Origin of the sequence: Variovorax raffinosi (genome assembly GCF_051216615.1) — a bacterium.
GTDB lineage: Bacteria > Pseudomonadota > Gammaproteobacteria > Burkholderiales > Burkholderiaceae_C > Variovorax.
Map to the genome: position 1 here is coordinate 334,951 of NZ_JBPJZR010000001.1, position 20,643 is coordinate 355,593.

Below are 20,643 nucleotides of genomic sequence, written 5' to 3' on the forward strand. Positions count from 1 at the left end.
TGCCCCTTGCCAACCCTTGTGAGGTCGCGCCAGGACTTGAGGCCATAGCCATGAGCGGACTGATGTTCCGCCGGACCTTGACCCGTTTGCCTTTTGACTTGCAGCGCGGATTATGACATTTCCGCGCGTTCAGATTCGCTTCAGCTGTCGTGTAAAGACACAAAGGCATAATCGCCGACGGTAAACATACGCGATCGCTAGACACCTCTTCCCCATGCGGCGCGCCCTGCGCCCCTTCTCGCTTGGCCACTGAACAAGAACTCTCCGACTTCCTGAAAAGCGTCGAACGACGCGCTTTCAAGCGCTCGGTCTATCACGTGCGGGACGAAGAAGCGGCGCTCGACATCGTGCAGGACAGCATGATGAAGCTGGCGCAGCACTACGGCGACAAGCCGGTCAACGAACTGCCGATGCTGTTCCAGCGCATCCTGTCGAACTGCACGCTCGACTGGTTCCGCCGCCAGAAAACCCGTCGCGCCCTTTTCTCCAATCTCAGCGACTTCGAGTCGGTCGACGACGACGGCGATTTCGATCTGCTGGAGAACTTCGTCTCGCCCACCGACTCTAGGGAAACGGAGAGTGCCGAAGACACGACCCGCCGCGCCCAGGTCTTCCACGAGATCGAGGAACAGATCGCGGCGCTGCCGGGCCGTCAACGCGAGGCTTTCCTGATGCGTTACTGGGAGGAAATGGACGTTGCCGAGACGGCCGCCGCGATGGGCTGCTCCGAAGGCAGCGTCAAAACCCATTGTTCGCGAGCCGTTCACGCTCTCAGCAAGGCGCTCAAGGCCAAGGGAATATCGCTATGAACACTAAGGTTCCAACCTCTTCATCCGCCGCCGAAGATCAGTTCGGTCAGCGTCTGGCTGCCCGCCTGTCGAGCGGCAACCGCGAGCTGTCGCACGACATCGGCGAACGCCTGCGCGTAGCCCGCGCACAGGCCGTGGCCGCGCGCAAGCTGCCGCCGCAGTTGCGCGCTGCACCTGTCGTGGTGCAGTCGGGCCGTACGCTCACGCTGGGCGGCAGTTGGTGGACCCGCATCGGTTCGGTGGTGCCGCTGATCGCGCTCGTGGCCGGACTCATCACCATCAGCGTGATGCAGGACGACGACCGCGCTACCGAACTGGCTGAAGTGGATTCCGCGCTCCTCACGGGTGACTTGCCCCCTGCTGCCTATACCGATCCCGGTTTCGCCCAATTCCTGAAGGCCGACAGCGCCTCCGACTGAACTTTCACCGAACGAATGCGACGCCGCTCCTCCCCCAGCGCAAACACTCCCCGCCCGTTGCGCCCGCTCCCGGCGGGCGCAGTCGTTTGGGCAGGCGCGCTTGCAGCCGCGGCTTTCAGCCTGACGCTTGCCAGCGCCCAGACCCGCCCCGAGGCGGCGGTCAAGGCCGCAGGCAACCCGGCATCGGCCGCCTCTTCCGCGGCTGCCACCAGCCCCAAGGCTGTTTCTCCAACCAAGCCGCTCTGGAGCGAACTCACCGCAGAGCAGCAATTGGCCCTCAAGCCGCTGGCTCCGCACTGGAACACGCTGAACGCCGGGCAAAAGCGCAAATGGCTGGCCCTGTCGCGCAATTTCGCAAACATGTCGGCCGACGACCAGGTCACGCTGCACAGCCGAATGATCGAATGGGCTGCACTGAGCAACCAGCAACGCACCCAGGCTCGCCTGAATTTCGCCGAGGTCAAACGCATCCCGGCCGATGAGCGCAAGGCCAAATGGGAGCAATACCAGGCCTTGAGCGAAGAAGAAAAGCGCAAGCTCGCCGAGCGCGCGCCAACCAAGCCACGCGGCGCGGCCATTCCGGTGCGACCGGTTTCTTCCCAGAAACTCGTGCCCGTGCCGGCTGTCACGCCTGGCGGACAGCACACGCCGAGAATCCTGCTGGCACCACCTCCGTCGCCGCCCGCCCCGACGACGATCATGGTTGCAACCCCGCCGGAACGCACGCCAGCGACGGCCACGCCCGCGGTCGTCATCGTGCCGGCAGCGCCGGCACCCGCCAACGTCACGTCCCCACCGGTCCCGGCGGAAGCCCAGGTGCCAGCGCCCTCTTCGGCGACCGAGCCGCCTTCTTCCGCCCCCTGATCCAAGGCTTCGATGGTTTCCAGTACGCCCGAGGCTTCGGGATCCAATCAGCCCGTTTCGCCCGTTCCTCCTTCAGCCAGCGCTCCTGTTTCGATAGTGCCCAGCCTGTGGCGTCGCATGGCCTGCTGGCTCTATGAAGGCATGCTGCTCTTTGCGGTGGTGTTCGTTTCGGGCTGGCTGTTCAGCACGCTGGGCCAGATGCGCGACGCCATGGACTCGCGCCGGCACCTGTTCCAGGCGTTCCTGTTCGTGGTGTTCGGCGTGTACTTCGTCTGGTTCTGGGCCAAGGGCCAGACACTCGCGATGAAAACCTGGAACATCCGCATCGTCGACGTCCAGGGCCACCCCGTCAGCCAGCGCCGCGCCCTCGCGCGCTACCTGCTGAGCTGGGTCTGGTTCCTGCCGCCACTGGCAGCCATCGCCCCCTTCAAGCTGTCGGGCGGCGAATCGACACTCCTGATCTTTGGCTGGGTCGCCGTCTGGGCCCTGCTTGCACGCTTTCACCCCGACCGCCAGTTCTGGCACGACGCCTGGGCCGGTACACGGCTTGTCACCTCCCAACCGATGAGCCGCCGATGAGTGCCTTGCCCAATCTCCCCGATCCCGCCGTCAACCCGCAGAAGGCCCGCAAGGGTTTCGAGCGCGTCTGGCACGCCACGCTGATCTCGCTGCACGGCCTGCGCGCCGGCTGGAGCGAGCCCGCCTTCCGCCAGGAAGCCGTCCTGTCGATCGTGATGATCCCGGCCTCTTTCTGGCTCGGGCGCAGTTGGGTCGAGGTGGCGCTGCTCGCGGGCAGCGCAATCCTGGTGATGATCGTCGAGCTGCTCAACACCGCCGTGGAAGCCGCCATCGACCGCATCGGCCCCGAATGGCACGACCTCTCCAAGCGCGCCAAGGACATGGGCAGCGCAGCCGTGCTGCTCTCGCTCACGCTGTGCGGTGGCATCTGGGCGGCAGCGCTCTGGCAACGCTTCGTGTCATGAGAAGGCCCGCCAGCTGCGGCATGATGGCGGGATGAATCCTGAATTTTCGATCTGCGTGTATTGCGGCTCGCGTCCCGGCGAGCGCCCCGAGTTTTCCCAGGCCGCGCAAGCGGTCGGCCAGTGGATCGGCCAGCACGGCGGCCAACTGGTCTACGGCGGCGGTCGCACCGGCCTGATGGGCACGGTGGCCGAGGCCACCCGCCAGGCCGGCGGCCGCGTGGTCGGCATCATTCCCAAGGCGCTGGTCGACAAGGAGCTGGCCAACCCGCTGTGCGACGAGCTGCATGTGGTCGACACCATGCACGAACGCAAGGCCATGATGGGCGAGCGCGCCGATGCCTTCGTTGCGCTGCCGGGCGGCATCGGCACTTTCGAGGAATTGTTCGAGATCTGGACCTGGCGCCAGCTCGGCTATCACGACAAGCCCACCGGCATCCTCAACACCGCCGGCTATTACGACGGCTTGCTGGGCTTCCTGGCGCACAGCGTGCGCGAGGGCTTCATGGGCGAATGGCAGATGGAGCTGATCCGCACCGGCACCGACGCGACCGAACTGCTGACGACATTGCGCGCTGAAGTGCCATTGCATCCGCGCGAAGACAGGTTGTCGGAAAACCTCTGACGCCTGCCTTCAACGACAAAGCCCCCGCAAGGGGGCTTTTTTGCGCCTTGTCAGACTGCGTTTTCGTTCTCTTCGCCAGTGCGGATGCGCACGATGCGCTCGACGGCGGTGACAAAGATCTTCCCGTCGCCGATTTTCCCGGTGCGTGCGGAATTGACGATGGCCTCGATGCAGCGCTCCACGTCGCCCTCGTTGACGACCACTTCGACCTTCATCTTGGGCAGGAAGTCGACCACGTACTCGGCGCCGCGGTAAAGCTCGGTGTGGCCCTTCTGGCGGCCGAAGCCCTTGACTTCGGTCACGGTCAGGCCGGTGACGCCCACTTCGGCCAAGGCCTCGCGCACGTCCTCGAGCTTGAAGGGTTTGACGATGGCGGTGATCTGCTTCATGGGTTTTGTGCTCCGGCGGTTTCGTTGAATTTGCTGGTGATAGGGTAACGCCAATCCTTGCCGAAGCTTCGATGGGTGACCCGGATGCCTACCGGCGCCTGGCGCCGCTTGTATTCGTTGATCCTGATGAGCCGCGCAACCCGTTCGACCACCGCGCGGTCGTAGCCCGCGGCAATGATCTCGTCAATGCCCTCGTCGTCCTGCATGTAGCGTGCCAGGATGCCGTCGAGGATGTCGTAGGGCGGCAGGCTGTCCTGGTCCGTCTGGTCGGGCCGCAGCTCCGCGCTCGGGGGACGGGTGATGATGCGCTCGGGAATCGGCTCGGTGCCTGTGCCGTACGGATCGTGGACATTGCGCCAGCGCGCCAGAGCGAACACGGTGGTCTTGAGCAGGTCCTTGATGACCGCAAAGCCACCCGCCATGTCCCCGTAGAGCGTGCAATAGCCGGTCGCCATCTCGCTCTTGTTGCCGGTGGTCAGCACGATCGATCCGAACTTGTTCGACAGGCCCATCAGCAGCGTGCCGCGGATGCGGGCCTGGATGTTCTCTTCGGCCGTGTCCTCGGGCTGCCCCTTGAACTCGCCGGCCAGCGCGTCCTTGAAGGATTCGAAGGTGTGCCTGATCGAGATTTCGTCGTAGCGCACGCCAAGCCGCCCCGCCATGTCGCGCGCGTCGATCCAGCTGATGTCCGCGGTGTAAGGCGAAGGCATCATCACCGCGCGCACCTTGTCCTTGCCCAGTGCATCGACGGCGATGGCAAGCACCAATGCGGAGTCGATGCCGCCCGAGAGCCCCAGGATGGCGCCCGGAAAGCCGTTCTTGCCGACGTAGTCGCGCACGCCCAGCACCAATGCGTCCCAGAGCTGCGCCTCGGCCTCGCGTGGGGCCGCGATGGCGCCGGGCTCGGCCATGATGCCAACGCCGCCCTGCGCCGCTCGCTCGAGCTGCGCAAACACCACCTGCTCGCGAAAGCTCTCGGCCTGCAAGGCCACCGCGCCATCGGCCTGCAGCGCGAAGGAGGCACCGTCGAACACCACCTCGTCCTGCCCGCCGACCAGATGCGCGTAGACCAGCGGCAGACCCACGGCACGTGCCCGGTCGGCCATGCGCGCCACACGCTCGCCTTCCTTGCCCACGTGATACGGCGATGCATTGATCACCGCCAGCACCTCGGCGCCGGATTCGCGGGCCAGCTCGGCCGGCTGGTCGAACCATGCGTCTTCGCAGATCAGCAGGCCGACCGAGACACCGCCCGCCTCGAACACGCAGGTGCCCTGCCCCGGCGTGAAATAGCGTCGCTCGTCGAACACCTGGTAGTTCGGCAACTCGCGCTTGGCGTAGGTCTCGAGGATGCGGCCTTCCTTGATCACGCTGGCCGCGTTGTGGCGCCTCTGCACCGCCACCGACCGGCTGCGCAGGCTGCCGCCGGTCGGATGCCCCACCACCACGACCATGTCTTTGAGGTCGGCCAGCGCAGTGGCAATGCCTTTCACGGCATCATCACAGGCTTCGGTGAAGGCGGGACGGAGGAACAGGTCCTCCGCTGCATAGCCGGCAATCGAGAGTTCCGGCGTCAACAAAAGGCGCGCGCCTTGCGCATGCGCAAAGCGTGCGGCGTCGACGATCTTTTTCGCGTTGCCGACGAGGTCGCCCACCACAAAATTGAGTTGCGCGATGGCGAGCTTGAGCGTCATACAGAAGGAAGAAAAAGGCTTGAACGATTATGTCATTCGGGTTCTGGCGTCGCCGTCGGACGTGAGCCCGCAAGCCTGGAACGCGCTGCTGGCCGCCGAGGCCGAACCCTCGCCGTTCATGCGCCACGAATATCTGTCGGCACTGCATGAAAGCGGCAGCGCCTCGCCCGCCAGCGGATGGATGCCGCAGTTCGTGACGCTGTGGCGCGGCAAGCGGCTCGAAGCGGCCTGCCCGTTCTACATCAAGGACCATTCCTACGGCGAGTACGTCTTCGACTGGGCCTGGGCCAACGCCTACGAGCAACACGGCCTGGCCTACTACCCCAAGGCCGTGGTCGCGGTGCCTTTCACCCCGGTGCCCGGCACGCGGCTGCTGGCGCGCAACGCCGAGAGCCGCACGCTGCTGGTGCAGGCACTGGTCGCCCTGTGCAAGCAGGAAGAACTGTCGTCGCTGCACCTGCTGTTCGGCGCCGACGCGGACATCGCCGCCTGCACCGAAGCCGGGCTGATGCTGCGCAACACGGTCCAGTTCCACTGGACGAACGTGGCCCCCATACCCGGCGGCGAAACGGCCTACCCCGACTTCGACGCCTTCCTCGCGAGCCTGGCCCACGACAAGCGCAAGAAGATCCGCCAGGAGCGCCGCAAGGTGGCCGATGCCGGCGTGAGTTTTCGCTGGTCGCGCGGCGCCGACATTTCCACAGCCGACTGGGATTTTTTCTACCGCTGCTACGAACGCACCTACCGCGAGCACGGCAATCCGCCCTACCTCACGCGCGACTTCTTCCAGCGCATGGCCGACACGATGCCCGAGGCTTGGCTCCTTTTCATCGCCGAGCGCAACGGCAAGCCCATGGCCTCCAGCCTGATCGCCCTCTCTACACAAGAGGACGAGGCGCTCGTCGCCTACGGCCGTTATTGGGGAGCATTGGAGCGCGTCGACTGCCTGCATTTCGAGGCCTGCTACTACCAGCCGTTGGCGTGGTGCATCGCGCATGGCGCGAAGCGCTTCGAGGGCGGTGCCCAGGGCGAGCACAAGATGGCGCGGGCGTTGATGCCGGTGAAGACGACCAGCGCGCACTGGCTGGCGCATCCGGCGTTCTCGGATGCCGTGGAGCGCTTTCTCGAACGCGAGGGCGCGGGCATCGAAAACTACATGGACCACCTGGGCGAACGCAGCCCGTTCAAGGCTTAGGTTCGCCCCAGGTTTCACGCACTTCGTGTCGCGTCAACTCCCTCGATCGGGAGCAGCACCCGCAGCCCGGCAAAGCCGGTTCCGCGGTGCTCAACGAATCACGAAGATGCGGATTTACTTCTTGTACGCCGCGATGCCGTCCAGGATTTCCTTCTTGGCGGCGTCGATGCCTTCCCAGCCCAGCACCTTGACCCACTTGCCGGCTTCCAGGTCCTTGTAGTGCTCGAAGAAGTGGCTGATGGCCTTCAGGCGCATCGGGTTCACGTCGTCGACCGACTTCCAGTGGCTGTAGATCGGCAGCACTTTGTCGGTGGGCACGGCCAGCACCTTGCCGTCGACGCCGGCTTCGTCTTCCATCATCAGGATGCCGAGCGGACGGCAGGGCACCACCACGCCGGGCAGCAGCGGGTATGGCGCGATCACCAGCACGTCGACCGGGTCGCCGTCGCCCGACAGCGTCTGCGGCACGTAGCCGTAGTTGGCGGGGTAGTACATCGCCGTCGTCATGAAGCGGTCGACGAAGATCGCGCCGGACTCCTTGTCCACTTCGTACTTGATCGGATCGGCGTTCATCGGGATTTCGATCACGACATTGAAGGCGTCGGGAACGTTCTTGCCGGGGGAGACTTTGTCGAAGGACATGACGTTTTTCGAGTAGTTGAAAAGTATGAGAGGGACGGGGACAAACCCTGAGTTTACTTTCCGTGTCACGGCGCGGTCGCACACGCCCGCGTTTTTGCCTGTAAATTGCAACCGTTGGCCAATCGGCTCCGCACCTCGGTGCAGCGAGCTTCGAGGAAGCAACGCGACGGAAAACCTGGGTCCCGTACGCGTTGCGCGCAGGATCCATGCTGTCCGTCTCCACAAGTCGCAACGAACGAATGGAGAAGCAAAGCATGATCGGCAACACCCCCCTGATACTGGCAGTCGTCTGCGGCCTCGTGGCCGTGGGCTATGGTTTCTGGGCCCGAAGTTGGATTCTTGCCAAGGACCCGGGCAACGCGCGAATACAGGAAATCGCCGCCGCGATCCAGGCCGGCGCCTCGGCCTACCTCGCCAAGCAATACACCACCATCGCGGTGGTCGGCATCATCCTGGCGATCCTCATCGGCCTGTTCCTGGACCTGACCACGGCCGTGGGCTTCATCGTCGGCGCCGTGCTCTCGGGCGCCTGCGGCTTCATCGGCATGAACGTGTCGGTGCGCGCCAATGTGCGCACCGCACAGGCGGCCACGCACGGCATCGGCCCGGCGCTCGACGTGGCGTTCCGCGGCGGCGCCATCACCGGCATGCTGGTGGTGGGCCTGGGCCTGCTGGGCGTCTCGGGCTTCTACTGGTTCCTGGCCGGCAGCACGCCAACGGCCGACCACAGCCTGGCGGCCATCCTCAACCCGCTGATCGGCTTTGCCTTCGGTTCCTCGCTGATCTCGATCTTCGCGCGGCTGGGCGGCGGCATCTTCACCAAGGGCGCCGACGTCGGCGCCGACCTGGTGGGCAAGGTCGAGGCCGGCATTCCGGAAGACGACCCGCGCAACCCGGCGGTGATTGCCGACAACGTGGGTGACAACGTCGGCGACTGCGCCGGCATGGCCGCCGACCTGTTCGAGACCTACGCGGTCACGCTGATCGCCACCATGGTGCTGGGCGCGCTGATGGTCACCGGGGCGCCGACCAACGCGGTGCTGTACCCGCTCGCGCTGGGCGGCGTGTCGATCATCGCGTCGATCATCGGCTGCTTCTTCGTGAAGGCCTCGCCGGGCATGGTCAACGTGATGCCGGCGCTCTACAAGGGCCTGGCGGTGGCGGGCATCCTGTCGCTGATCGCGTTCTGGTTCGTCACCAGCTGGATCATTCCCGACAACGCGATCGCACCCAGTGGCAGCCAGCTCAAGCTGTTCGGCGCCTGCTTCGTGGGCCTGGCGCTGACGGCCGCGCTGGTGTGGATCACCGAGTACTACACCGGCACGCAATACAAGCCCGTGCAGCACATTGCACAGGCCTCGACCACGGGCCACGGCACCAACATCATCGCGGGCCTGGGCGTGTCGATGCGTTCGACGGCATGGCCGGTGATCTTCGTGTGCATCGCGATCCTGGCTTCGTACTCGCTCGCGGGCCTCTTCGGCATTGCGGTGGCCGCCACCTCGATGCTGAGCATGGCCGGCATCGTGGTCGCGCTCGACGCCTACGGCCCCATCACGGACAACGCCGGCGGCATTGCCGAAATGAGCGACCTGCCCGCCAGCGTGCGCGCCGTGACCGACCCGCTCGACGCGGTCGGCAACACGACCAAGGCCGTGACCAAGGGCTACGCCATCGGCTCGGCCGGCCTCGCCTCGCTGGTGCTGTTCGCCGACTACACCCACAAGCTGGAGAGCTTCGGGCTGAACATCAGCTTCAACCTGAGCGACCCGATGGTGATCGTCGGCCTCTTCATCGGCGGCCTGATCCCCTACCTGTTCGGCGCGATGGCGATGGAGGCCGTGGGCCGCGCAGCCGGTGCGGTGGTGGAAGAAGTGCGCCGCCAGTTCCGCGAGATCCCCGGCATCATGGAAGGCACCGGCAAGCCCGAGTACGGCAAGGCCGTGGGCATGCTGACCGGCGCGGCCATCAAGGAAATGATGATCCCCTCGCTGCTGCCGGTGGTGGTGCCGATTCTTGTCGGCCTGCTGCTCGGGCCGAAGGCACTGGGCGGCCTGCTGATGGGCACCATCGTCACGGGTCTCTTCGTCGCCATCTCGATGTGCACGGGCGGCGGCGCCTGGGACAACGCCAAGAAGTACATCGAAGACGGCCACCACGGCGGCAAGGGCTCCGAGGCGCACAAGGCGGCCGTTACGGGTGACACCGTGGGCGACCCCTACAAGGACACCGCCGGCCCGGCCGTGAATCCGCTGATCAAGATCATCAACATCGTGGCGCTGCTGATCGTGCCGCTGGTCGTGAAATTCCACGCCGGTGATGCGGCGGCTGCCGTGCCCACCAAGGTGGAAACGCCTCCGGCCGTGACCGCGCCCGCCGCCATGGCACCGGCCACCACACCGGCTGCAACCATCGCCTCGGCGGCCGTGACGGCCACCGAAGCCGCCGCAGTGAAGGTCGAGAACGGCGTGGTGAAGTTCTACTTCGCCAGCGCCAGCGCCGAGGTCGCGCCCAATGCCAAGGAAGCATTGGCCGACGTCATCAAGGCCGTGCAAAGCGGCAGCACCGTGCTCGTGAGCGGCTACCACGACGCCAGCGGCGACCCGGCGAAAAACGCCGAACTCGCCAAGCAGCGCGCGATGGCCGTGAGCGAGGCGCTCAAGGCGGCCGGCGCGCCCGAAGACAAGATCGAGCTTGCCAAGCCCGAGCAATCGCAGGCCGACGGGCCGCCTTCCGAAGCCCGCCGCGTGGAAGTCAAAGTAAAGTCCTGAGATGCCCACTGCCGCACGACTCGAATCCTTCATCGCCGCTGTCGAAGGCGGCGCGCATGCCCAGGCCATCGAGGACTACTACACCGAAGACGCCACCATGCGCGAGAACCAGGCCGAACCGCGGCGCGGCCGCAGCACGCTGGTGGCGCAGGAAACGGCCGTGCTCGCGCGCACCGAGTCGGTCACCAGCACCTGCGTGCGGCCGGTGCTGGTGAACGGCGACCATGTGGCGATTCACTGGGTCTTCGAGTTCAGCTTCAAGGACGGCGGCGCAATGCGCATGGAAGAGATCGCGTGGCAGCGCTGGGAGGGCGAGCGCATCGCCGAGGAACAGTTCTTCTACGACCCGGCGCAACGAAAGCCGGGCTGAAGACTTTGCACGCACCCATCGCCATGGCGCTGAAGACCGTCTGAGAGCCCCATGCGATACCTCCGCGCACTGATCACCGGCACGCTGACCATCGCGCGCGCCGAACTGGCGATCGTTCGGCGTTTTCCGCGCATCCTGCTGGCCGTGGTGGCCGTGGGCGTGGTGCCGGCCATCTATGCGCTGATCTATCTCACGAGCGTCTGGGACCCGGCCGGCCACACGGCCGACCTGCCCGCGGCCATCGTGAACGAGGACCGCGGCGTCACCTACATGTCGCACTCGGTCAACGTCGGCGACGAACTGACGCGCACCCTGCTCGCCAAGCGCGCCTTCGGCTTTCGGGTGATGACCGATGCTGCGGCCGCGCACGCCGAGGTGCGGCGCGGCACGCTGGCCTTTGCGCTGTTCATTCCTGCCGACTTCAGCGCCGACGCGGTGCCGGGCACCCAGCGCGGTGCCGGGCAACTGGTGGTCTACACCTCGGAAGGCAACAACTACAGCTCGGCCGGATTGGCCCGCCGCTTCGCGGGCGAGCTGGGCCACCAGGTCAACGAGATGCTCAACGAGCAGCGCTGGGGCCTGGTGCTGAACGCGGCCTCCGGCTCGCAGGCGCGGCTCGACAAGCTCAAGCAGGCGCTGCTGGAGCTGCGCGACGGCAGCCAGGCGCTTGCCAACGGCGCTGCCCAGTACAGCGCCGCGGCTCAGCAGGTCGGCGGCGGGTTCAAGCAGGTCAACGGCGGCATCCGGACCATCCAGTCGAAGCTGCCGGCCGACGCGGACCTGCGGGCGCTCAAGAGTGGCGCGCAGCAGCTCACGGCCGGCCAGCACGAACTGGGCAGCGGTCTCGCGCAGATCGGCGACGGCCTCGAGCTGCTCAACGGCGGCGCCGGCCAGTTGGGCGACGGCGCACGCCGGTTGCAGAAGGAATCGGCCGACATTCCCTTCGTCGGCGACCGCCTCGCCAAGGGCGCCGGAGAACTTGCCGCCGGCGCGGACAAGCTGCACGGCGGTCTCGGACAGGCACAGGCCGCACTGGGCAAGGCAGAAGAAGGCAACCAGAAACTTGCCACCGGCGCTTCGGCCCTCGAAGGCGGCGTCAGCAAGCTCACCGATGGCATGGGCGCGTTGTCCGCCGGCATCCGCACCATGGCCGGCAAGCTGCCTGAAGACCGCAAGCTCGACGAATTCGTTCAGGGCGGCGCGCAACTGGCGCAGGGCGCGCAGCGGCTGCTGACCGGCGTGCGCACCATCGAAGCCGCTCTGCCCGCTTCCATCACCCGCATCCAGGGCAGCGCCTCGGGGCTGGCCGACTCGGTCGAGCCGAAGGTCGAGGTGGTGGCGCCGGTGGCCAACAACGGCAGCGCTTTCGTGCCGAACATGGTGTCGGTCGCGTTGTGGATCGGCGCCGTGATGGCCGGCTACCTGTTCAACATCCGCATCGTGCTGGTGGACCACACCCACTATCCGAAGCTCGCAAAGGCCCTGGGCAAGATCACCGTGCCGGCGCTCATCGTGCTGCTGCAGGTGGCGCTGGTGCTGGCCACGCTGCTGGGCGTGCTGGAGGTGCAGGCGCCGCGGGTAGGGGCGCTGGCGCTCACGATGGCGCTGGCCTCGCTGGTGTTTTTGGTGGTGCTGTTCGCGATCCTGCATGTGTTCGGTGATTTCGGCCGCATCCTGACCGTGCTGCTGCTCACGCTGCAGTTGTCCGCCGGTGGCGGCGTGTTGCCGGTGGAACTGTCGGCCGGCTTCTTTCGCACCGTCCATAGCTGGCTGCCGTTCAGTTGGGTGGTGCAGGCCTTCCGCGCCGTGATGTTCGGCGCCTTCGACGACGGGTGGGCGCATGCCTGCGGCGTGGTGGTGCTGTCGGGCGCGGTGGCTGTCGGACTGATGGCGATCTTCGGCAAGTGGAAGGAAGTGCTGCTGCCGGACTACAAGCCGACGATCCAGGTTTGAGCAGGCCCGGGTTATGCAACATTTTCGATGTCACATAGAATTTGTCGAATGACCGCACCCGCCAAGCCCACCGCCGATGCCACCCAGGAGCTCTCCATCGAGGCCCTGGCAGCGCGCACAGGCGTCACGGTGCGCAACATCCGCGCCTACACCACGGCGGGGCTGCTGCCGCCGCCCAGGCTGCGGGGCCGCCTCGGGCTGTACGGGGACGACCATGCGCAGCGCCTGGCGCTGATTCGCGAACTGCGCGACCAGGGCTTCGGCATCGAGGCGATCCGCCGCATCTTCGGGCGCGCCCCGGCCTCGGCCTGGGGCGATCTGGTTGCCGTGGCGCGTTCCGTATCGGGCAGCCTGTTTGCCTCGGAAACGCCGGTCGTGGTGTCAGCCAAGGCACTCGCCGTCAAGTGGAAAGGCCAGATGACGCCCGCCCTGCTCGTGCGCGCCGCCAAGGCCGGCCTCATGCGCGAACTGCCCGACGGCCAGGTGCAGATGCTGAGCCCCGCGCTCGGCCAGATCGCGGAGCAACTGGCCGCCCTCGGCCTGCCGCTCGAAGAAGTGATCGGCATGCAGGAAACCATGGCCCGCACGCTGCGAACCACCGCGCGCCATTGGCTGCGCACGCTGGCCGACAGTCTTTTGTCGGGCGATGCGATCGACGCCGAACGCACCGCCCAACTGCTTGAAAAGGCGCGGCCGCTGGCCACCGGCGCGGTGCAGGCCGCGTTCCCCGTGATCCTGCAGCAAGAGCTCGACGCCCTGCTGCGCAAGGCCGCCTGAACCCGATGACAAGCCCCCGCCACGCCCTCCTCCACACCCTGCTGCTGTTGCCGGCCCTGGCCGGCGGCGCGGCCTTCGCGCAAGCCCGCGGCGACACGCTGGCGCTGAGCTTCGACGCGGCCCGCGCCCGCATGATCGAGCGCTCCGACAAGCTGGCGGCCGCGCACGCAGCGGTCGAATCCAAGGAGCTGCAGAGCCAGGGCCTGAAGGGCCTGGGTGGCCCGTCCATCAGCGTCTCGGGGCTGGCCTATGCGTACAACGCCAACCTGAACCTCGACCTCGATCCGCTCAACCAGAAGCTCGGGCAACTCGGCCAAGCGCTGCCGTCGCCCATCCAGGGCCTCATCTCGCAGATGCCGATTCCGCAGCTGCCCAACAGCTACACGATCAACCGGCACGACACCGGCTCCAACGCGTCGATTTCGGCGATCTGGCCGATCTACGTCGGTGGCGCGACGGACGCGGTGCGCGGCTTCGTGTCGGCGCAAACACGCGAAGCACAGGCCGATGCCGACCAGGCCGGCCACGAGGTCGACACGCTGCTGGTGCAGCGCTACTTCGGCGCCCAGCTCGCGCAGCGCGCGGCCACGCTGCGCGCGCAGGCCGAACGCACCATCGCGCAGCACGACTCGGCCGCGCAGAAGATGCTCGCGGCCGGTGTGATCTCGCGCGTGGAGCGCCTGCAAGCCAGCGCCGCGTATGAAGAAGCGCGGCGCAACGCGCGCAAGGCCGAGAACGATGCGGCACTGGCCGCCGTGGCGCTCGCGCGCACGGTGCGCGCCGATGGCAGCGTGGCACCGCAAACACCGCTCTTCCTCATCAGCACGCCCATCGAGCCGCTGGGCTACTTCATCGACTCGGCGCTCACGCGCCACCCGGGGCTGGACAAGGTCGCGGCCAAGAAGTCGCAGGCCGAGCAACTGCATGAAGGCGAAGAAGCCTTGCGCCGCCCGCAGGTCATTGCCTTCGGCACGCGCCAGATCAAGGGCAGCAACGCCGACTGGGTGGCCGGCCTGGGCGTGCGCTGGACGCTCTATGACTCCGTCGACCGCGACGCGCTCTCGGCCTCTTCGATGAAGAAGGTCGAGCAGGCCGAACGCACCGACGCGCAGGCGCGCAGCGACATCTCGCTGCTGGTCGAGCGCAACTGGCGCGCGCTTGAAAACGCGCGGCGCCAGTACCTGGAAATGAAGGCCTCGGTCGAGCTGGCGCAGGAAGTCGTCAAGCTGCGCACCTCGGGCCTGCGCGAAGGCACGAGCACCACGCTCGATCTGATCGACGCCGAAACCAATCAAGCCAAGGTGCTGACCGAGCGTGCGCAAGCCGCCAACGACTACGTGCAGGCGCTCGCGCAACTGCTCGAAAGCGCGGGCCTTTCCGACAAGTTTTCCGACTACATCGCGCGCGCCGACGTGAGGGTGAATTGATGATGAGTGCCAAGACCCGAAAACTGATCGCGATCCTCGCCGCCCTGCTGGTGCTGGCGCTGCTCATCTGGGGCTTCTGGCGCGCGTCGCAGCCCGCGCCCGAGGTGTTCCAGGGCCAGATGGAAGCGCGCGAGACCGACGTGGCCGGCAAGGTGACGGCGCGCATCGCCGAAGTGCTGGTGAAGGAAGGCGACCGCATCCCCGCCGGTGCCGTGCTGGTGCGCATGGACAGCCCTGAGGTGCGGGCCAAGCTCGCGCAAGCCACCGCCGCCGAACAGGCCGCGCAGGCCGTGGCCGAGAAGGCGCAGAACGGTGCTCGCCCGCAAGAGGTCGAGATGGCGCGCATGCAATGGCAGCGTGCCGAAACCGCGGCCCAACTGGCGCAGACCTCGTTCCGCCGTGTCGACGGTCTGGCCCGTGAAGGCCTGGTGGCCGACCAGAAACGCGACGAGGCCGAAGCCAACTGGAAGGCCTCGCGCGACGCCGCCATCGCGGCAAAGGCGCAGTACGACATGGCGCGCAGCGGCGCCCGCCCCGAAGACAAGGCCGCGGCCAGTGCGCAGGCACGCCAGGTCGCCGGTGTGGTGGCCGAAGCCGAAGCTGCCAAGGCCGAAACCGAATTGCGCAGCCCCGTAGGCGGCGAAGTGGCCAAGGTGCTGGCCAAGGTCGGCGAGCTGTCGCCGCAGGGCGTGGCGGTGGTCACGGTGGTCGACCTGAGCGACCAATGGGTGGTGCTCAACGTGCGCGAAGACCGGCTCGCCCGCTTCGCGCTCGGCAACGAATTCGATGCACGCCTGCCCGCGCTGGCGAGCGACGGCAACAAGCGCGAGGCCCGCTTCAAGGTCTACTACAGCGCCGTCATGCCCGACTTCGCCACCTGGCGCGCAACGCGCGGCGGTGCCGGCTTCGACGTGCGCACCTTCGAGGTTCGCGCGCGGCCGCTCAAGCCCATCGAAGGCGCACGCCCCGGCATGAGCGTGCTGGTCGACTGAGCCCGCACGGCGCCGCCCGATGAGCCTCCGAGGCTTTTCCGCAGCCAGTGCCCGGCGCGAGTTCTCGCTGCTGCGCACCCGCCCCTGGGATCTGGCCATGATCTCGTGGGTGCCGCTGCTCGCGGTCTGGCTGATCTGGTGGATCTTCTCGGCCGGCCTGCCCGAACGCCTGCCGATCGGCGTGCTCGACCAGGACCACTCGGTGCTCTCACGCCAACTGGTGCGCTTTCTCGATGCCACGCCCGGTTTGCGCGTGGTGCGGCAGTTCGACGACGAAGGCGCGATGTCGCGCGCGCTCACCAGCGGTGCGGTCGATGCGGCGGTGCAGTTGCCGCGCGACCTGAGCCGCGACGTCAAGCAGGGCCGTGTCGGCCAGGTCCTGCTGCTGCACAACGCGCAGCTCGGCACGCATTCGAGCCTGATCCAGCGCGACGTGCGCACCGCCGTCGGCACCGTGTCGGCCGGCGTCGAACTCACGGTGCGCAACAAGCGCGGCGAATCGATGACGTCGGCGCGCGTGAGCATGGAGCCGATCAAGGCGAGCATGGTGGCGCTGTTCAACACCTCGACCGACTACGAACAATTTCTTGGCGCCGCGCTCATTCCGGCGCTGCTGCACATCCTGGCGATGACGGCCGGCGCCTGGGCCGTGGGCCGCGAGCTGCGCGACCGCAGCATCGCGCAGTGGCTCGGCGCCGCGCCGCGCTGGCACGAGGCGCTGGCCGCGCTGGCGGGCAAGCTCGCGCTGCCGTTCGCCAGCCTTTCCGCGGTGGGGATCGCGGCGATGCTGTGGATCACGGCCGGGCGCGGATGGCATCCGGTCGGCTCCGTGGGGTGGACGCTCTTTGCGCTGGTGGTGTTCCTTGCGCTGTCGATCGCACTGGGTGCCTTTGCCGCCAGCCTCACGCGGTCGTTGCGCACGGCGCTGTCGGCCACCGGCTTCATCACCGCGCCGGCCTTCGCGTTCGGTGGCGTGGGCTTTCCGCTGGTCGCTATGCCGTTCTTCGCGCAGGCGTGGGCCAACCTGCTGCCCTACACGCACTACATCCGCGTGCAGATGGAACAGTTGCAGATGGGCGCGCCGCTTGCCTACTCGGCGGCGACACCGCTGTGGATGGTGCTGGGCACGGCCGTGCTGCTTGCCGTGTCGGCCCGTGCGCTGGTGCGCGCCGCCGGGGCGCCCGACACCTGGGGTGGCCGCTGATGACGAACGATGCGAGCCGCACCCGCCTGGGCGCCGCCTGGCGCGACACCGCGCTGGCGGTGCTGCGCGACAAGGGCGTGCTGCTGATCATGCTGCTCGCGCCCATCATCTACGGCTTCTTCTACCCGTGGCCCTATGGCACGCAGGCGGTGACGCGCGTGCCGGTGGCAGTGGTCGACCAGGACCACAGCGGGCTGTCGCGGCAGATCGCGCGCTTTGCCATGGCCAATCCGCGCCTCGACGTGCGGATGGTCACGGCCGATGTGCACGAGGCGCAGCAGGCGCTCTGGCGCGGCGATATCGAGGGCTATGCGCTGCTGCCGGCCGACCTCAAGCGCAACGTGTTGCGCGGCACGTCGGCGGTGGTCACCATCGAGGGCAACGGCGCCTATGCGCTGCTGAACAAGGCGGTGCTGTACGGCTTCTCGGAGGCGGTCGGCACGGTCTCGGCGGGTGTCGAGATCCGCAAGCTGCAGGCCGGCGGCCAGAGTGCGATTCAGGCGGCGCGCAGCCGCAGCCCGCTCAACACGCAGCTCGTCGCGCTGTTCAACCCGACCGAAGGCTATGGCAGCTACGTGGTGCCGGCAGTGGCGCTGCTGATCCTGCAACAGACGCTGCTGATGGGTGCCGCGATGCTGGCCGGCACCTGGGCCGAGGCCGGGCGGCTGCGCGCTTCCACGAGTGCGTGGCTGGGGCGCCTGGGCGCGCTGTCGGTGTTCGGGGTTCTCAGCGGCCTCTTCTACTTCGGCTGGGTGTTCTTTCTGCAGGACTACCCGCGCGGCGGCAATCCGTGGGGGGCGCTGGTCCTGCTCGTGTTCTACGTGCCTGCGATCTGCACGCTCGGCCTGCTGCTGGGCTGCTGGTTCCGCGATCGCGAACGGGCCTTGCAAGTGCTGCTGTTCACTGCATTGCCAATGGCTTTCTTATCGGGCTTCTCGTGGCCTGTGGAGGCGTTGCCAGAGCCGCTGCAGGTGCTGCGGTGGGTCTTCCCGAGCACCTCCGGCATTCAGGCCTCTTTGCGCCTCAACCAGATGGGTGCGCCGCTGCATGACGTGCTGCCCTATCTGGCTGTGCTGCTGTCGTTGACGCTCGCGGGGCTGCTGACGCTGTGGCTCGCCGCCACGCCGCGCGCCGCCGACAAGAAGCGCCTTTAACGCTGGCTCTCGGCGGCCACCGCGCGCACCAGCCGCGTGGCCGCACCGACCAGTTCGCGCAGATCGCCTGCACGGTCCTGCTCGATCGACTGCAGCACCAGTTCATTGATGCCGCCGACCACCGTCATCGCCATCTCGTTCGTCAGGTGTGCTGCCGGGCCGTCCGCGCCACCGCTGCTGTTGATCGCGATCTGGATGAAATTGGCGATCTCGTCGTTCACCCGGCGGCGCACCACCAGGCCCGGCATGCCCAAGCCCAGGATCTCGACGAAGAGCGTGCGCAGCAGCACCGGGTCTTGCGCCAGATAGTCGAAGTACGCGGTCATCGCCTGCTCCACCTGCGCATGCCAGGGCTGCACAGGGTCGAAAGCCTCGCTCACCGCCTGCAGCGCGAGCCGGCTCGCGGTTTCGTAAAGCGCGATCAGGCACTCGGTCTTGGTGCTGAAGTGCTCGTAGAACGTACGGCGCGAGACGGCGGCCTCGCGCACGATGTCGGCAATGGTGGTTTCGGCATAACCCTTGGCTGCCACAGCCTGCGCCATGCCCTGGAGCAGGCGGGCGTAATGTTCGTTGGCCGGGCCTTCAGCAGGCTTGGTGTCGGCCTTTTTTTCGATGGTTGTGCTCATGAATGGCACATTTTCCTACGTTTCGGTACTTGACAGTACCAGTCTGCGATTGCACCATGGCGGCACTCGGTACGCAGTTGTACCAATCGTCCATCCCACGCATCCCGTGCCTTTTCGAGGATTGTTTTCATGACTGAACTCGTTGTCCGCCGCCTTCTGATCGATCTGCAATCGCCGTTTGCCCGCGACTGGTGCGGCGGCGATGCATTCTCGACCGCTTTCTTCAACGCCCTGTCGATGAGTTTTCCTTTCGGCGAGCAGTTCTTCATCGACGCCGTGCGCGACGCAGTGGCGACCCTGCCCCCCGAGACACAGGAAAAATACCGCGCCGACGTGCGCGGTTTCATTGGCCAGGAAGCCACGCATCGCCGCATCCACTCGCTGTTCAACGCCCATCTCGAAAGCCAGGGCCTGGTGGACGGCTGGACCGCGCGCGCCGGCAAGCGCATGACCTTGATGGAAGGCGCCGATCCGCGCCATGCACTGGCGGTGACCGCCGCCACCGAGCACTTCACCGCGATGTTTGCCGAATGGCTGCTGGCGCGGCCCGAAGTGCTCGACGGCGCCGAGCCCCGCCTGCGCACCATGTGGCTGTGGCACAGCGCCGAGGAGCTGGAGCACAAGAGCGTCGCCTTCGACATCTACAAGGCCGCGGATGGCTCCGAGGCCTGGCGCAAGCGCTGGTTCCGCCGCGTGACGCTCATGTTCCTCGGCGACCTGATGCACCAGACCGTCGACAACCTGCGCCACGAAAAGCAGTTGTGGAAATGGTCGACCTGGAAGAGCGCCGCGCGCATCCTGTTGAGCCGCAATGGCCTGCTGCGCGGCAACCTGAGCGGCTGGCGCAGCTACCTGCGCGCGGACTTCCACCCGGCGCAGCAAGACAGCAGCCTGTCGACCCGCTGGCTGGTGGACAACCGCGCGCAGTACACGCCGGTGGGCGCCGCGCCCGAAGCGGCCGCCGCCCGGTAAATCAGAAAAAGGTGGCGCGGTGCGTGTCGCCGCGGCCGGCCTGGTCGGGGCGCAGGTTCAGGTCATGCAGGGTGTCGAAGTCCGACGGGGCGTCGGGCACGCGCATCACCACTTCCAGCTCATGCATCGACGTCACCCAGCGGCCGGCCGGCGATTCGGCCGGTTCGTCGTTGGCGAACACGCCGTCACGGATGTAGAGCGTTTCGCCTTCAGGGCGCTCGCCATGAAGCTCGATCAGGCGCGCGATCGAGAAGTTGTACGTCACCAGCTTCTCGCGCGTCTTGCGGTCCTTGCCACCGCAGTTGAAGGAGCCTTCAGCGGCGATGACGATGCAGGAGCCGTCGACGCCCCCGTCCACGTCGATCTCGTTGCCCGAACGCCAGATGGCGTTGGGCAGGCGCACCCGGACCTTGTCGATCACGAGGTCACGTTGCTTGTTGAGAGTGCCCAGGGGCGGGACGAGCGAACGCAACTGCCGCAGTCGCTCGGCGAAGTTGTCGTCCATCAGGAATTCGACATGATGGGTCGCGCTGCCGGATGAGCGCTTGACCACCTGCATGACGACATGGCGCGGCTTGCTCATGGCTGAACCCCTTTGCGAGCGTTGTGATCCGCGCCCGATGCGGGGCGCCAATGGCTTTGCTGCAAATTCATTGGAAATCGACTACAGATTAGAACTTTAGAATAAATGCAAATTGATGCATCATTTGTTTCCAACTGTATATCGATTGGGCCCGATGTGGAAGCCAATCGGCGACAAGCTCGCGCGGAAATGTCGCC

At 66.7% G+C, this 20,643-nt stretch carries 21 protein-coding genes; 16 read left to right on the plus strand and 5 right to left on the minus strand.

Features of this window, described 5'->3' with window-relative positions; translation table 11 throughout:
* Nucleotides 1–242 precede the first annotated feature (242 nt).
* Genes ACSFB7_RS01550 through ACSFB7_RS01575 form a run of 6 tightly spaced genes read left to right on the plus strand, consistent with a single transcriptional unit; the run spans nt 243 to nt 3,697 of the window.
* Nucleotides 243–809 (plus strand): RNA polymerase sigma factor, encoded by a 567-nt coding sequence (locus ACSFB7_RS01550; RefSeq protein ID WP_435466411.1) that lies wholly within the window; start codon nt 243–245, stop codon nt 807–809.
* The gene (locus ACSFB7_RS01555; RefSeq protein ID WP_435466413.1) at nt 806–1,228 is read left to right on the plus strand and encodes a DUF3619 family protein; all 423 of its coding nucleotides are present in this window, start codon (nt 806–808) and stop codon (nt 1,226–1,228) included. Before ACSFB7_RS01550 ends, ACSFB7_RS01555 begins: the two co-directional genes overlap by 4 nt.
* 57 nt (nt 1,229–1,285) lie before the next feature.
* Complete coding sequence (locus ACSFB7_RS01560; RefSeq protein WP_435466415.1) at nt 1,286–2,092, plus strand: DUF3106 domain-containing protein; 807 nt, start codon at nt 1,286–1,288, stop codon at nt 2,090–2,092.
* A 12-nt stretch (nt 2,093–2,104) separates the two neighbouring features.
* Nucleotides 2,105–2,671: an RDD family protein gene (locus ACSFB7_RS01565; RefSeq protein ID WP_435466417.1), complete on the plus strand. Its 567-nt coding sequence runs from the start codon at nt 2,105–2,107 to the stop codon at nt 2,669–2,671.
* The gene (locus tag ACSFB7_RS01570) at nt 2,668–3,075 is read left to right on the plus strand and encodes a diacylglycerol kinase (RefSeq protein ID WP_093240718.1); all 408 of its coding nucleotides are present in this window, start codon (nt 2,668–2,670) and stop codon (nt 3,073–3,075) included. The genes ACSFB7_RS01565 and ACSFB7_RS01570 overlap by 4 nt, the downstream gene beginning before the upstream one ends.
* A 31-nt stretch (nt 3,076–3,106) precedes the next feature.
* The gene (locus tag ACSFB7_RS01575; protein WP_435466419.1) at nt 3,107–3,697 is read left to right on the plus strand and encodes an LOG family protein; all 591 of its coding nucleotides are present in this window, start codon (nt 3,107–3,109) and stop codon (nt 3,695–3,697) included.
* A gap of 50 nt (nt 3,698–3,747) precedes the next feature.
* Here ACSFB7_RS01575 and ACSFB7_RS01580 read toward each other — a convergent pair whose 3' ends face one another.
* A complete protein-coding gene (locus tag ACSFB7_RS01580) occupies nt 3,748–4,086 on the minus strand; it encodes a P-II family nitrogen regulator (RefSeq protein WP_013540975.1) in 339 nt (112 codons plus the stop codon).
* The gene (locus ACSFB7_RS01585; protein ID WP_435466421.1) at nt 4,083–5,780 is read right to left on the minus strand and encodes an NAD+ synthase; all 1,698 of its coding nucleotides are present in this window, start codon (nt 5,778–5,780) and stop codon (nt 4,083–4,085) included. Before ACSFB7_RS01585 ends, ACSFB7_RS01580 begins: the two co-directional genes overlap by 4 nt.
* 19 nt (nt 5,781–5,799) lie before the next feature.
* Here ACSFB7_RS01585 and ACSFB7_RS01590 point away from each other — a divergent pair, with 19 nt between their 5' ends.
* A complete protein-coding gene (locus ACSFB7_RS01590) occupies nt 5,800–6,975 on the plus strand; it encodes a GNAT family N-acetyltransferase (protein WP_435466423.1) in 1,176 nt (391 codons plus the stop codon).
* Between the two features lie 114 nt (nt 6,976–7,089).
* Here ACSFB7_RS01590 and ppa read toward each other — a convergent pair whose 3' ends face one another.
* A complete protein-coding gene (gene ppa / locus ACSFB7_RS01595) occupies nt 7,090–7,617 on the minus strand; it encodes an inorganic diphosphatase (RefSeq protein WP_056518061.1) in 528 nt (175 codons plus the stop codon).
* A 254-nt stretch (nt 7,618–7,871) separates the two neighbouring features.
* On the opposite strand from ppa, the gene ACSFB7_RS01600 reads away from it, so the two are divergent.
* Genes ACSFB7_RS01600 through ACSFB7_RS01635 form a run of 8 tightly spaced genes read left to right on the plus strand, consistent with a single transcriptional unit; the run spans nt 7,872 to nt 18,265 of the window.
* Nucleotides 7,872–10,388 carry a sodium-translocating pyrophosphatase gene (locus ACSFB7_RS01600; RefSeq protein WP_435466425.1) on the plus strand — a complete coding sequence of 839 codons (2,517 nt, stop codon included), beginning with the start codon at nt 7,872–7,874 and terminating at the stop codon, nt 10,386–10,388.
* 1 nt (nt 10,389) lies between these two features.
* Entirely contained in the window at nt 10,390–10,758 is a 369-nt protein-coding gene (locus ACSFB7_RS01605) for a nuclear transport factor 2 family protein (protein ID WP_435466427.1), read from the plus strand.
* Nucleotides 10,759–10,809: 51 nt separating this feature from the next.
* Entirely contained in the window at nt 10,810–12,711 is a 1,902-nt protein-coding gene (locus ACSFB7_RS01610; RefSeq protein WP_435466429.1) for a YhgE/Pip domain-containing protein, read from the plus strand.
* Between the two features lie 48 nt (nt 12,712–12,759).
* Nucleotides 12,760–13,488: a MerR family transcriptional regulator gene (locus ACSFB7_RS01615; RefSeq protein WP_435466431.1), complete on the plus strand. Its 729-nt coding sequence runs from the start codon at nt 12,760–12,762 to the stop codon at nt 13,486–13,488.
* 5 nt (nt 13,489–13,493) lie between these two features.
* On the plus strand, nt 13,494–14,915 hold the full coding sequence (locus tag ACSFB7_RS01620; protein WP_435466433.1) for a TolC family protein: 1,422 nt from the start codon (nt 13,494–13,496) through the stop codon (nt 14,913–14,915).
* Nucleotides 14,915–15,907 carry an HlyD family secretion protein gene (locus ACSFB7_RS01625; protein WP_435466435.1) on the plus strand — a complete coding sequence of 331 codons (993 nt, stop codon included), beginning with the start codon at nt 14,915–14,917 and terminating at the stop codon, nt 15,905–15,907. The genes ACSFB7_RS01620 and ACSFB7_RS01625 overlap by 1 nt, the downstream gene beginning before the upstream one ends.
* 19 nt (nt 15,908–15,926) lie before the next feature.
* On the plus strand, nt 15,927–17,111 hold the full coding sequence (locus tag ACSFB7_RS01630; RefSeq protein ID WP_435466438.1) for an ABC transporter permease: 1,185 nt from the start codon (nt 15,927–15,929) through the stop codon (nt 17,109–17,111).
* Nucleotides 17,111–18,265 (plus strand): ABC transporter permease, encoded by a 1,155-nt coding sequence (locus ACSFB7_RS01635; protein WP_435466440.1) that lies wholly within the window; start codon nt 17,111–17,113, stop codon nt 18,263–18,265. The genes ACSFB7_RS01630 and ACSFB7_RS01635 overlap by 1 nt, the downstream gene beginning before the upstream one ends.
* On the opposite strand, the gene ACSFB7_RS01640 is transcribed toward ACSFB7_RS01635, so the two are convergent.
* Complete coding sequence (locus ACSFB7_RS01640; protein WP_435466442.1) at nt 18,262–18,891, minus strand: TetR/AcrR family transcriptional regulator; 630 nt, start codon at nt 18,889–18,891, stop codon at nt 18,262–18,264. The genes ACSFB7_RS01635 and ACSFB7_RS01640 overlap by 4 nt on opposite strands.
* A gap of 129 nt (nt 18,892–19,020) precedes the next feature.
* Between ACSFB7_RS01640 and ACSFB7_RS01645 the strand changes: the two genes are divergently transcribed.
* Nucleotides 19,021–19,863 (plus strand): metal-dependent hydrolase, encoded by an 843-nt coding sequence (locus tag ACSFB7_RS01645; RefSeq protein ID WP_435466444.1) that lies wholly within the window; start codon nt 19,021–19,023, stop codon nt 19,861–19,863.
* Nucleotide 19,864: 1 nt separating this feature from the next.
* On the opposite strand, the gene ACSFB7_RS01650 is transcribed toward ACSFB7_RS01645, so the two are convergent.
* Nucleotides 19,865–20,446, minus strand: coding sequence for a hypothetical protein (locus ACSFB7_RS01650; RefSeq protein ID WP_435466446.1), 582 nt, complete (start codon nt 20,444–20,446; stop codon nt 19,865–19,867).
* Nucleotides 20,447–20,643 lie beyond the last annotated feature (197 nt).